The sequence below is a fragment of the Undibacterium sp. GW821-FHT11B02 genome (assembly GCF_058808955.1).
Genome location: NZ_JBXASD010000001.1, coordinates 679,754 through 692,979, shown reverse-complemented (window position 1 = coordinate 692,979; position 13,226 = coordinate 679,754). Strand labels below are relative to the sequence as shown.

Below are 13,226 nucleotides of genomic sequence, written 5' to 3'. Positions count from 1 at the left end.
TAAAATCTCTATGAAAACTGTTTTGACTATGCTGGCGTTGATGGTCAACTTCACCACCCCTGCATGGGCCGCTGACGCCTTCGACATTGCCATCACCGTAGACGATTTGCCAGCTCATGGCATGCTGCCGCACGGCATGACCAGGCTAGATATCGCCCAATCCCATATCAAGACCTTCAAGGCGCATCACGTGCCGGAAGCCTTCGGCTTTGTGAATGCAGGCGGGCTAGGCGATGATCCGGGCAATGCGGCAGTTCTTGATATCTGGCGGCAGGCTGGCTACCCGCTTGGCAACCACACTTACAGCCACATGAATATCGACCAGGCTGCAACACCGGAAGCCTGGCAGGCCGATGTGATCGCTGGCGAACCGGCAATCGCTAGCAGGATGGAAGGGGAGTTCTGGCGTTACCTGCGCTTCGCCTACCTGTCGGTGGGTGCCAACCGACGCGACAATGCCATCGTCTTCTTGCGCAACCGTGGTTATAAAATCGCAGACGTCAGTGTCGGCTTCAGCGACTGGAACTATACCGACGCCTATGCACGCTGCGTGGATAAGGGTGACATGGCCAGCATAGAGCGCATGAAGGTCCACTACCTGCAAGGCGTAGACACTGGCATCGCAAGCATGAAAGAAAATTCAAGGCGCGTGTACGGACGCATCATCCCGCAAGTGCTGTTGACCCACATAGGCGGCTGGAGCGCAATCACGCTACCCGATGTGTTGAACCGGCTGGAAGCTGCGGGTGCCCATTACGTGACGCTGGCCCAGGCCCAGACCGACACGGCTTATGCAGAACCCGGAGGCGGCAGTGTTATCAGTCGCGCCGCCAGTAAAAACAACATCAGGCTGGTTCCCGAACCATCCGATGAACCAGCACTGGATCTCAATTCCATTTGCAAATAAATGCTCTAGCCCAATGGCACCATTTTCATCGTCACTACCCCGGACAGGATGGGTACAGCAGCAAAGATACCGGTGACGTTAAGCTGTTCACTCAAAAACACGATACCTGCGACAGTAACTCTGCTTTTCTCCGGGAACGCTTCAACAGTGTTGCGCTGCTATAGTATCAGGATGCCTTGCAGCGAGGATATCTTGTCCTGATCAGACCAGCTGCCCAGCAGCTCGCCGCCCGGGCTAAACTCCAGTAGTTGACGTCCCTTGCCGCCATTGTCCGGACCATGGCCCTGCCAGTTGGCAACCACAATGCGGCTGTCGTCCAGCACCTGGAAGCTGGCGTAGAAGAACGGTGCCACCTCGGGCGGCACCTGGTCGGCAGTGCCAAATTTCCCCATCAATTGGCCTTGCGGGTCGAAGCGCGCCATGAATGCGCCGTAACCAGCAGACACCAGGGTAGAGCCGTCCGGCATCGCTTGCGCCTTCCATGCGTGGAGGAAGCCATCCGCCCGCAGGGCACGCACCGCCTGCAACCCCCTGTCTGTTTCCAGGATATGGTCGTTCATGCACAGCAGATAGCCGTTCTCTGTACAACGCATCAGGCGCACATAGTCGCCAGGGCGGCGTGCGCTGCCAATTTCACTGAATTCGGCATCCAGCGTCAACACGTTGATTTCGCCGGGGCCGGACAAGTCGGCACCGGTCACCAGCGTCGTGCCACCCAGCAGGCGGCATGCTGATGTCACGTTTTGCCAGCGATCGCATACCGCAAGAACCTTGCCGGACTGGATGGATAGTTCCAGAAATCCACGCTCAAAACCTATCAAGGCATGGTCCGGCCCCAGCCGCTGCATGTCCCTGGCCAGCGGAAAATCTGACAGATCCATGGTCCAGCCGCGCTGGCGATCATTCGTGTCAATCAGCGACAAGCGCTGCCGGCCCTCGTCGATGGCCAGTAATTGATGTTGTAGTTTCACCAGTAAGTCTCCCAGGTCCGGGTGAGCCGCACCAACGACTCAAAGTAGAAATAGTCGCCCCAGATACAAGCTTCGTCGACGCCAATGCGCTTAGGCATGTGATAGACACCGTGCTTGAGCAAAGCACTGCCTGGTGCGTTGTCCATGTTCAGATAATTCTCCGACAACTCCTGCACCATGCCCAGCGCAGCGCGCTGATATTGTTCCCGCATGGGATCCAGCAGCGGCAGATGCCTGGCCAACTCCAGCAGGCCACATGCGGCGATCGCTGCAGCGGAACTATCGCGCTCCTGCTCGCCCGAGGTGAATATCAAATCCCAATAGCAAATGCCATCTTCAGGCAAACGATTCAGGAAATAATTCGCAAGGACTTTTGACAACTCAATCAGCCGGGTGTCGCCGTTGTGCCTGTACACCAGAGGAAAACCCGAAATGCCCCATGCCTGTCCACGCGCCCAACATGAGTCATCCGCAAAACCCTGGTGGGTTTTCCCCTGTTTGGGCAAACCACTGACAGCATCAAAAAAGAAGGTGTGGAAAGTTGAGCCATCGTTGCGCACGATATGGCGTGCGGCCTGTTCGATGTGACGGTCAGCCGCCTGCCGGTAAGTATGGTCGCCACTATAATCGCTGGCCCAGTACAGCAGGGGAAGGTTCAGATTGCAATCGATGATCATCCGGCCGCTTTGTTCCGGGTCGTTGAGATCACCCCACGCCTGGATAATGCCAGCCCGCGTTTGATAGCGTTCCAGCAGCAGCCTGGCTGCGCCCATGGCAGCCTGCGCTGCGACATCGCAGCCCGTCAGCTTGTGGGCCGATACGCAGGATAAACTATAGAGGAAGCCAAGGTCGTGATGATCAGTATTGCGACGTTCCAGTTGCCTGGCGTGAAAACTGCGCACATGACTCTCCGCCGTGTCGCGGTAGCGTTGAGCACCAGTGACTTCATAAGCAAGCCACAACATGCCGGTCCAGAAGCCATTGGTCCATTCGATATTGTCAATCGCGGGGTAGATTAATTGCTTGCTGGAGGGCGCTGGAAACGCATCGCCAAAATGCACCAGATTGCGGTCTATCGATGCGAGTGTCAGCTCGATGGCCCGTGTAAGTTTGGCTGTGTCTGGCTCGCCGTTCCATGCCGATGGCAAACGGTGAACGGCCAGTGCTTCCATCGCTGCCTGGTTGAGGGGGGAGGACATGCGTAAGACTCCTGGGTTGAATTAATTTCCACGGCCAGCCGCACCCCGAGGTGTGGGCTGTTCTTGATCGTGGGCCGGGATGGTGCCGCGTGATATTTCTGGTGCCGTAGCTTCCAGTGTCCACGCCGACAGGCACAGAAACACCAGCCCCATACCTGCCAGCGCGAGGTAAGTGGCGGGGAAGCCAATCAGGTCGTAGCTCTTGCCGGCCAGTGGCGACAGGATGGCCAGGCCCAGGGAATGTCCGAAGCTGACGCCCACCATATACAGCGTCGATGCCAACCGGTTGTCGAAATGGCAGGCGATATAGCGGAACACAGACACCACCAGGATAGGCAGTTCAAACGAGTGCAGCATTTTTAGCAGGGAGATGGAAACAGGTCCGACCGCGAGCCCCGAACCAGCGATACGCACCAGCATGATGCTGCCAGCCAGCAATAAGCCACGTTTGGCACCTATACGCCTGACCAGCAGTGGCGACAAAAACAGACCGACTGCCTCGATGAAGATCTGCGCCGAATTCAAATAACCAAACATGGCCGTGCCGGTTTTAGGATCGGGAAACAGCGAGGTAAAATAACTAGGGAACTGCTGGTCAAAGACCAGATACAGATTGGTCACTCCCAGGATGAACACCATGAAGCGCCAAAATTTTGGGTCGCGCAACAGCGCGAGTGCCTCACCCAGGCGCACGCTCTTGGCGGCAGTAACGTCACTGTGGTCGGCACGGGTGCGCCACAGTAGCAACATGGCCAGCATGACGGCACCGGCAGCCGAGGCAATGCAAAAATTAATGGTTGGGTCGATGTTGTAAATCCGCCCTGTCAGCATGGCCGCACTGGCGAAACCCAGTGACCCACACAAACGCACCCGGCTGTATTCAAAGCCATACTTGCGTCCTATACGGTCCACATAGGATTCAATCGCATAACTGCCCGCGATGAATGTCACACCCAGATAGAGGCCGCCTGTCACAGCCCCCAGCACAATGTTGGCGCGCAACAGGGGCGCATATATAAATACGAAGAATGCGCCGCACAATGCACATAAGGTACTTACCGTCCACAAGATGTGCTTGCGCGTGCCTACCTTGTCCGAAACATAGCCATAGATAGGCTGGGAACACATGGCGGCAATGAAATTGGCGGAAAATACAATGCCGGCCTCTGCCCCCGACAGCTTGAGTGTAGAACGCAACCACAACGCGAGCAAGGAAACGCTCATCGCCTGAGCAAAGAAAAAAACGAACACAAAAATGCAGAGAAAGCGGAAATGCGATTGTTTGCTGGTCATGTCAACATCCTTGGCCACCCCGTACAGCGAAGCGGCATCAACAATTTTATGAGGCACGCTTATGTGCCAGGCACCGCGAGTGGGTGCAGCCAGACCGCATAGCCGCCGGACGGGAGCAGGCTGGCTTCAAGCATGCTGCCAGCATCGACTACCTTCTTCGTCACACGCACATGCGTCCTGGTCTGAACGGTCACGTCATCGGTATAAATACTGGCTTCGTATTTCTTGCCCTTGTCCAGAAAATCCAATGCAATACTCAATGTCCGGCCATCGACGTTGCTGATGGCGCCGATAAACCAGTCCATTTCTTTTTTTCGTGCGGTGACAACGAATTGCCCCGGCGCGCCTTGCAACACTTTGCTATCGTCCCAGCTGGTCGGTATCCTGTCCCAGAATTCAAGCTCGGGCACGTCGCTGGCCAGTTCCGGTTTGTCATACCAATACAAGGTCTGCAGCGGACTGTAGTATATCGCGGCCAAAGCCAGCTGGTGCGCATGCGTCGTTTTGATACGGGGATCAAAATAGCAGATCGTGTAATCGGCTGCGCCAGCCAGATAACGGGTGAAAGGCAACACTGTATTGTGAGTGGCATCCGGCATTTCTTCGTTGCCGCGCACACCCTCCGCCGTCATCAAATTGGGCCAGGTGCGTTGCTCACCAGTGGGACGCCAGTCGTCATGGATGTTGAGCATGATGTGGGCATCGGCTGCCTGCCGTATTGCCTTGTTGATCCAGGTCGACCAGCGGTGTGAGCCAACCTGGACGAAGCCGAATTTGACGCCTTTGACACCCCAGTCGTTATAGGTTTTGAACAAGGTGTCGGATTGATTCAACAGCGCCTGCTGGTTCACATAAAGCCAGACACCTATGCCTTTTTCTTTACCGTACCGGATAATGGCTGGCAGGTCGAAATCGGGTATGGCCACCCTGGTGGCATCCGAATCGAATGAAAACGCTGGCCCATACCATTTCCAGTCAAACAGCACGTATTGCAAACGATGGCGGACAGCGAAATCAATGTTCGCCCTGGCGCTGGCCGTGGTCAGCGTCATCACCCGCATGATTTTGCCGGGCTGTATCCAGTCCGCATGGTCTATCAGTGAAGGTGGATTCAGGTTGAGGATGAAGGCACTGTTGTTTGCCAGGGCGGCTGCGTTGTCCGCGATCATGACACCGCGCCACGGCGTAGAAAATGGTGAAATCAGGTCCGCCGGGTCGTGCATGGAGGTGACGATGGTATTGAGTTTGTCTTTGCTCAGTTTGAACTTGGTGCGTGAATAATCCACCATCTGCGCTTCCAGCAGAGCAACATGGATACCGCCCAGCAGTTCCAGTGTCAACGGCCGTTCCGATTCATCCGGCCAGCTTGCCAGTTCGCTTAGTTTGTAGGGTGCCTGTGCCCAGCCGTGGAACCAGGCTCTGGTGCCGACTGGCATGGTGAATTCGGTGTTCTCCTGCGTGATCCTGTAATAACTGCCCTTGTCGTTTTCCGGGAACACAAAGCGGAATGCCACGCCTTCGTTATACGCACGCACTTCCAGCGCCAGTGGGTAAGATGGATTGTCATCCTTGATCAACTTGAGCGTCAACAAATTGTAGTTGTCACTGATTTCCGCGTGTTCGCCGTAAAGCGGATACCACTTCGTGTCGTGCGAAGTCTGTGTCGTGCCAACGATTGCCAGGTTTTCGAACCATTTTTCATGGCGATCTATCTTCAATGCCATGGCGCTTTCAGACAAATGATTGTCCAGTTGCAAATCAAGTACTGAATCGAGTATGACGGGTTTGTGCTTGTAACTGACACGGTAAGATAATTCCCGCTTACCATTTTGCAACTGGTGTTGGTAAACAATAAAACGAATGTTCTTGTCTGGTGAATACAGGCTTGTCAGTCGCTGCTGCTCGTCGGCAAAACCAGGTACCGTGCACGCAGCCAGTACACATGCCAGCAGCAATTTCAGTATTTTCATTTTTTGTCTCGTCTGTTCTTGATTATTTTCAACCCGCCGAAACCATCACACTGGACTGCAGTTGTTCTATCAGTGACAGTGATGGAGGTGCGGCACCCGGCGCGAGACATGCTGCCGCGCCAGCCGCTACCGCAAAACGCAGATGCTGACAAAGTTCGACAGCAGGCCGCCGCATCAGGCTGTAAAGAAATCCGGCAATGCTGGCATCGCCGGCGCCAACGGTATCGACGACAGAGATCGGTGGAGGGGCTGCATGCCAGGCACTATCGCCAGCCAGCAAATGCGCCCCTTGCGCACCGCGCGTGTACAAATAGGTTGCCCGTGGATTCATCTCACATAGCAGTGCGAGCCCGGCTGTGAAATCGTCACTGCGGAACAGACCGCACAGATCTTCGTCGGAGACTTTGATCACATCAGCCAACGAAACCATTTCGTGTAATACGGAATCGTAACGTTCATCCATCAAGGCGCGAAAATTGGGATCGTAGCTAATCGATACGCCCTTGGCCTTCAAGCTGGTCGCCAGGGTCAGCAGCTTGCTGGCCAAAGGCTCGCGGGCCAGGCTGATGCCGCCAAAATGTACCCAAGACACTGCAGCCTGCCAACCAGGCGGGAGCAAGCCCGCATCGAAATGCAGGTCGGCACTGTCGTTGCCGATAAAGAAATATTGAGGCGGATTGAGTTGATGGACAATGGCCAACAGCGGTGCACGGTCAACTTGTTGCAGAAAGCGGGTGTCCAGGCCTGCTTCCATGCTGGCAGCGAACAACGCACTGCCGAAGATGTCTGCGCTGACGGCACCAGCAAATGCACAAGAAACATTCAGACGGGCCATGACCCGTGCCACATTCCAGGTTGATCCGCCAACTTGGCTGACCCAGTGAGAGCCACCGTTGGTCAGCATGTCCGTAAGCGCCTCGCCGACCGCGACGAATTCAGGCAGGGGTATAGTCATCCGGCGCGTCTCATTACATTCAACACTTCGTAGCAAGCGCCCATGGTGTGATAGTCGACCTTGCCAGCCGGGCTTTTGTGCTTGCTGAGTTTTTCGTTCGACGGGCTGAGAATACGGTACCAAGCACCATACTCATGGTCGACAAAATGTTCCCAGCTATAGGCCCAGAGCTTGTCATACCAGTCCCAGTAGACCTGCTGGCCAGTGCGTTCGGCCAGCATGGCGGCAGTGGCCAAAGTCTCTGACTGCACCCAGTGATATTTGTCGCCATCGCAGATCTCACCATTGATCCCGAAACCATAGTGGATGCCACCATGCTTTGCATCCCAGGCGCGTTCCAGCGCGGTGTCAAACAGCTGCACCGCACGAGGAGCGAGCCAGGCCGGGGAGCCTGCCAGGGCATCGGACCGGCGTTCCAGCAAGAGCAGCAGCTTGGCCCACTCGGTCATATGGCCAGGCTGGTATCCCCAAGGACGGAAGATATTACTCATGTCGTTGCGGTTGTAATCCCAATCCACCGACCAGTCGGCGTGGTAGTGTTCCCAGATCAGGCCCCCGACCAGCCCCGCCTGGCGCATTGTCACATTGTGGGCCAGGATCTCTGCGCGCTGCAGATAACGAACTTCTCCAGTCACATCAAACGCGGCCAGCAATGCCTCACAAACATGCATATTTGCGTTTTGGCCGCGATACGGGTCCAATACCGACCAGTCTGCACTGGCCTGGTCGGCATACAGACCATACTGTGCCTGCCAAAAACGCCGTTCCAACAACTCGACTGTCTCTTCGATATAGGCACGGGCCTCACCTATTCCAGCTGCCAGTGCGTGAGAGTAGGCCAGCAGCACAAAGGCCAGACCATAGCAATGATTATCGTCTTCGATCGTCTGTTTTACGCCTTCCTGCCAGGACAGTTGCCAGGCGTAGCCGCCAGTCTCGGGACGGCGATGGGCTTTGCGCAGAAATTCCACACCATGGCGGGTCGCGGCAAGGTAAGCGGGATCCCCAAATTCGCGGTAAGCCATCGCGTAGGTGAACACAAAGCGGGTGCTGCTGACCAGGTGACGCGTGCTGTGGTCGTAAACGGTGCCATCGTCCTCAAAAAAATGATAAAACCCGCCGCTGGTGTCAATGCAGCGCGGATGATAGAAACGCAAAGTGTCAGCGATGTGTGCCAGCAGCATGTCGCGAGAGCGAAAGTCGGGAAGCATGGTACGATTTTCCTAAGTTGAAGTTAATTGTCGCGGCCGGGCCGCGACGCGATGTAGCTACGATCAAACAGACGCATGGTGACACTCATGCTGTCAGCGACGCACATCCAGCCCGCCATTCCAGACAGCCTGAACTTGCGCCTCGTCGACCAGGTTGAAGTCGCCAGCAATGCTGTGTTTAAGCGCTGCTGCGGCGACACCGAATTCCAACGCAGTGGCTCTGCTCCAGCCGCGCAGCATGCCATGCAGCACGCCTGCTGCGAATGCATCGCCCGTGCCAATACGATCGACTATGCCGCTCAATTCGATAGTGAGAGTGGTTGTCGCTTCGTCCCGGGTATGCATGGTCGCCGACAATGCATGGCGTTCAACGCTGTGTTGCACGCGCTGAGTGGCCGCCAGAGCCGACAGATGCGGAAAAGCCGCAAACGCTGCTGTGATGGCTGCAGGCCGACACTCTATTGCTGCCAGTTCGGGACGGCCAAGCACGAGGGCGATGTCACGCTGGTCAGCAAACGCCAGGTCGACATTGCTCATCAATTCATGCAATACAGCGGCACCATCCTTGCCCTGACGCGCCCATAACGACAGCCGATAATTTCCATCGAAGGCTACCCGTACACCAAGACGCCGCGCCGTGCACACCGCATCCAGCACCGCCTGTGCGGCACGGGGCCCCACAGCGGGGGTGACACCGGAGACGTGCAGCCAGGTCGCTCCCTCCAGTAAGGTAGCCCAGTCGTAGGCACTGGGGTCCATCCGGGCGAACACTGAATCGTCGCGGTCGTAGATAATCCCGGATGGTCGCATGACGGCACCATGCGTCAGGAAATACAGGCCCATGCGGCCGTCCTGGAACTGTATAGCCGTTGTGTCAACACCGTAACCACGCAAGCGGTCGCGTGCTTCCTTGCCAAGCTTGTTGTCGGGCAGGGCGCTGACCATCGCGACGTCGTGGCCGAAACAGGCCAGCGACACGGCGACATTAGCTTCGGCGCCACCAACACAGACATCCAGCTGCGGAGATTGCAACAGCAACTCGCCACGAGGTGCCGAAAGACGCAACAGCAATTCGCCGAAGCAGACTACGTGGCCCTCTGGCAGCGTGTATGAAGAGTGTGATGCGGATGTCATCGTGCCAGCCACCCGCCATCAACCGGCAGCACAATGCCGTGCACATAGTCACTGGCGTGGCTGGCCAAGAATACCGCCGCACCAGCCAGATCATCGGGTCGGCCCCAGCGGCCAGCCGGTATGCGTGCCAGAATGGCCGCCGAGCGTGTGGCGTCCTCGCGCAGCGCACTCGTGTTGTTGGTTTCTATGTAACCTGGTGCCAGCGCATTGACGTTGATACCGTGTTCTGACCATTCATTGGCCAGGGCACGGGTCAGACCCGCGAGAGCGCTCTTGCTTGAGGTATAGGCAGGTACGCGTATGCCCCCCTGGAAGGACAGCATGGATGCAATATTGATGATCTTTCCACCACCATGCCCCATCATGTGACGCGCGGCAGCCTGTGACAGGAAAAATACCGAACGCAGATTGGTATTCACCACCATGTCCCAATCCGCTTCCGTCACGTTAAGGCTGTCGGCACGGCATATGGTACCGGCGTTATTCACCAGGATATCCAAGCGCCCGTTCAGACTCAAGGCCGCGTCCATCACGCGCTGCAATGGTTCGGTAGATGACAGGTCCGCCCGGACAAACAGAAACCGTCGCCCTGCCGCCATGACCAATGCAGCAGTTTCGGTTGCGTCGCTACGGCCAGCCGCGACAATGTCAGCTCCCGCCCGCGCCAACGCCACAGCGATTGCTTGTCCCAGTCCTGTGTTCGCGCCGGTTACCAACGCGGTTTGACCGGCCAGGTTAAACAGATCCGTCATAGCGCCTCCTACTTGAGTTGACAGATATCGAGTACATTCATATCAGTGTAATCAAGATTCTCGCCACCCATGGCCCAGATGAAGGAGTAGTTGGTCGTGCCGGAACCCATGTGTATGGACCACGGCGGTGACACGACGGCCTCTTCGTTGGCAACGACGATGTGCCGTGCAGCATCTGGTTCGCCCATGAAGTGGAAGATACGCTCAGAATCGCTGAGGTTGAAGTAAAAATACACTTCGGAGCGACGGTCATGCAAATGCGGTGGCATGGTGTTCCAGACACTGCCAGTCTGCAGAATGGTCAATCCCAATAGCAGCTGCGCCGACTGGCACACCCCTGGAATCACATATTGATAGATGGTGCGTGCGTTTGAAGTTGCTGCGCTACCGCGCTCCAGCGGCACGGCTTCGGTATGGGTGATTTTTTTGAGCTCGAAACGGACGTGTGCCGGTGTAGACGCCAGGTAGAAACGAGCCGGATTCGCCGTATCGACAGATGCGAAACTGACATCAGCGCAACCCATCGGTATATAAAGGCCGTCTAGCGGTGCCAATTCAAAACACTCGCCATCCACTGTAACAACACCTGTGCCACCAGACACATTAATGACGCCAAGTTCACGACGCGACAGGAAGGGTTGACCGACCGCTGACACTGGCACCGTTTGATGGGGCAATGCGATAAGTTGATCCCGTGGAGCAACGCCACCAATGACAAAACGTTCGTGGTGGCAGTAATTGAGTTTGATCTGACCGCCGGCGAACAGCTGGCTGATCAGGTAGCGTTCGCGCAAATGCTCATTGCTGACACCTGCCATCATATCTGGATGGGTGGCGTGGAAAATTTTCTCGTACATGGTCGGGTCTCCTGATGACTCATCCCGGGTGGCACTGTGACACCTGTGGCTAGTCTTTTCCAGTTAAAAATTCATTATATATTGTTATCGATAACAATTATAATACAATGTATGAGCAGAAAACAATATAAACATGGCTTGTATGTTTATCATTTTGAGGGCGACAAGTTTTTTGATCACGCGATGTTGCGTAGAAATTCAACATCTATATAGAACTCATTTCATCTGTAGCGTAAGAGCGTTCCAGCGCCGCTATCGGACCAATTTCAGGAGTGTGCATTGAAGACAATTACATGTTGTTTGAGTTTGGCACTATTGCCCCTGCTCGTCGGGGCAAAGACTTTGCGACCCGTGCCGGATGTCGGCCATGATTCGCCACTGATCACTACCGTAAGCCAGGGAAAAACGGATTCGCCCTGGGTAGCTGATTTGGGCAATGGTCATTACCAAAACCCGATTTTGCACGCTGATTATTCGGACCCCGATGTGATACGGGTCGGCGATATGTACTATATGACAGCGTCGAGCTTTAGCAATCTGCCTGGGCTGCCTTTGCTGACATCCTCCGACATGGTCAATTGGCAACTGGTCGGCCATGCACTAACAGCACTGACGCCGGCCAACTTGTACAACACCCCCCAGCCAGGCAAAGGCGTGTGGGCGCCATGCCTGCGTTATCACGACGGCAAATTCTGGATCTTCTATCCCGACCCCGACTTCGGCATCTATGTTGTTACAGCCAAAAATTTCACCGGCCCCTGGAGCAAGCCTCATCTGTTGTTGGCAGGCAAAGGCATTATCGATCCGACGCCACTGTGGGATGATGATGGCAAGGCATGGTTGCTGCACGGCTGGGCCAAGAGCCGCTCAGGTATCAACAACATCCTGACGCTGCGCAGCATGGCACCCGATGCCATGTCACTCTATGATGGGTACGGCAAGGACATCATCAATGGCGACCAGCTTCCTGGTTACCATACTCTGGAAGGCCCCAAGCTGTACAAGGCCAGGGGCTACTATTATGTGTTCGCGCCGGCAGGCAGTGTGGAACACGGTTGGCAATCCGTGTTCCGAGCCCGCCATATAGAAGGGCCGTATGAGGAGCGGATAGTGATGGAGCAAGGTACCTCGTCCGTCAACGGACCACATCAGGGCGCTTGGGTCAGCGACACAGATGGGGGCGACTGGTTCTTCCATTTCCAGGACCGCCTTGCCTACGGCCGGGTCCTGCACCTGCAACCAATGCGATGGATGGATGACTGGCCAGTGATCGGCATGGACGCTGACCATTCAGGAGTGGGAGAGCCCGTCCCAAGTTACGAAAAACCTGCCGGGCGGAACCGCGGCATCCTCACACCAGCGACCAGTGACGAATTCTCCGCACCATTGCTGGGCTTGCAATGGCAATGGAATGCCAATCCCCACACCAGTTGGTATTCGTTGGGCGCGCGCCCGGGATATTTGCGTCTGTATTCGCAAGCGGCGGCGACAAGCAATCTACGCTACCTGCCGTCGGTGCTGACACAAAAATTCCCTGCCAAGACCTTCACAGTCGATACGCAAATCGAATTGCACGGTGCGGCACCGCAGCGCGCCGGCCTGTTATCCCTGGGAACACAGTACATCTGGCTGGGCTTGCGGCGCACCGACCAGAATACGGAGTTGGTATTAGCCACCTGTGCAGACCCGGCACCTCAATGTGTCGAACAAGTGCAGACCTTACGCACAGTGTCGCATCAGCCGATGTATTTACGCATGCGGGTTGGCTCAGGTGGCATGGTCCAGTTTTATTACAGCGTGGACAACATAACATTTGTGTCAGCTGGAGCGCCGTTCAAGGCGACGGCGGGGCGCTGGGTCGGTGCTCAGATCGGGGTCTTCAGTGAGCGCATATCGGGCCGGGAAAATCGAGCCGCGTTTGCCGATATCAACTATGTGCGTGTATCGCCAAACGCAGTGTGATAGGCGCGGGTGCGG

At 56.0% G+C, this 13,226-nt stretch carries 11 protein-coding genes; 2 read left to right on the top strand and 9 right to left on the bottom strand.

Annotated elements, in window-relative coordinates; all coding sequences use genetic code 11:
- The first annotated feature begins 10 nt into the window (after window positions 1–10).
- On the top strand, window positions 11–907 hold the full coding sequence (locus tag AC1RVX_RS02970; protein ID WP_493215078.1) for a polysaccharide deacetylase family protein: 897 nt from the start codon (window positions 11–13) through the stop codon (window positions 905–907).
- A 158-nt stretch (window positions 908–1,065) separates the two neighbouring features.
- Here AC1RVX_RS02970 and AC1RVX_RS02965 read toward each other — a convergent pair whose 3' ends face one another.
- The 9 genes from AC1RVX_RS02965 to kduI all read right to left on the bottom strand — a co-directional run bounded on the left by AC1RVX_RS02965 (window position 1,066) and on the right by kduI (window position 11,249).
- A complete protein-coding gene (locus AC1RVX_RS02965; RefSeq protein ID WP_493215077.1) occupies window positions 1,066–1,878 on the bottom strand; it encodes a hypothetical protein in 813 nt (270 codons plus the stop codon).
- Window positions 1,875–3,077, bottom strand: a complete 1,203-nt coding sequence (locus AC1RVX_RS02960; protein ID WP_493215076.1) for a glycoside hydrolase family 88 protein — start codon at window positions 3,075–3,077, stop codon at window positions 1,875–1,877. Before AC1RVX_RS02960 ends, AC1RVX_RS02965 begins: the two co-directional genes overlap by 4 nt.
- Before the next feature lie 21 nt (window positions 3,078–3,098).
- The gene (locus tag AC1RVX_RS02955; RefSeq protein WP_493215075.1) at window positions 3,099–4,427 is read right to left on the bottom strand and encodes an oligosaccharide MFS transporter; all 1,329 of its coding nucleotides are present in this window, start codon (window positions 4,425–4,427) and stop codon (window positions 3,099–3,101) included.
- A gap of 2 nt (window positions 4,428–4,429) precedes the next feature.
- Window positions 4,430–6,340 (bottom strand): glycoside hydrolase family 97 protein, encoded by a 1,911-nt coding sequence (locus AC1RVX_RS02950; protein WP_493215074.1) that lies wholly within the window; start codon window positions 6,338–6,340, stop codon window positions 4,430–4,432.
- A 28-nt stretch (window positions 6,341–6,368) separates the two neighbouring features.
- On the bottom strand, window positions 6,369–7,295 hold the full coding sequence (locus AC1RVX_RS02945; protein WP_493215073.1) for a carbohydrate kinase family protein: 927 nt from the start codon (window positions 7,293–7,295) through the stop codon (window positions 6,369–6,371).
- On the bottom strand, window positions 7,292–8,506 hold the full coding sequence (locus tag AC1RVX_RS02940) for an AGE family epimerase/isomerase (RefSeq protein WP_493215072.1): 1,215 nt from the start codon (window positions 8,504–8,506) through the stop codon (window positions 7,292–7,294). Before AC1RVX_RS02940 ends, AC1RVX_RS02945 begins: the two co-directional genes overlap by 4 nt.
- 93 nt (window positions 8,507–8,599) lie before the next feature.
- Complete coding sequence (locus AC1RVX_RS02935; protein WP_493215071.1) at window positions 8,600–9,640, bottom strand: sugar kinase; 1,041 nt, start codon at window positions 9,638–9,640, stop codon at window positions 8,600–8,602.
- The gene (kduD, locus tag AC1RVX_RS02930) at window positions 9,637–10,392 is read right to left on the bottom strand and encodes a 2-dehydro-3-deoxy-D-gluconate 5-dehydrogenase KduD (RefSeq protein ID WP_493215070.1); all 756 of its coding nucleotides are present in this window, start codon (window positions 10,390–10,392) and stop codon (window positions 9,637–9,639) included. The genes AC1RVX_RS02935 and kduD overlap by 4 nt, the downstream gene beginning before the upstream one ends.
- A gap of 8 nt (window positions 10,393–10,400) precedes the next feature.
- A complete protein-coding gene (gene kduI / locus AC1RVX_RS02925; protein WP_493215069.1) occupies window positions 10,401–11,249 on the bottom strand; it encodes a 5-dehydro-4-deoxy-D-glucuronate isomerase in 849 nt (282 codons plus the stop codon).
- A 279-nt stretch (window positions 11,250–11,528) separates the two neighbouring features.
- On the opposite strand from kduI, the gene AC1RVX_RS02920 reads away from it, so the two are divergent.
- Window positions 11,529–13,211, top strand: coding sequence for a glycoside hydrolase family 43 protein (locus AC1RVX_RS02920; RefSeq protein ID WP_493215068.1), 1,683 nt, complete (start codon window positions 11,529–11,531; stop codon window positions 13,209–13,211).
- Window positions 13,212–13,226: the final 15 nt, after the last annotated feature.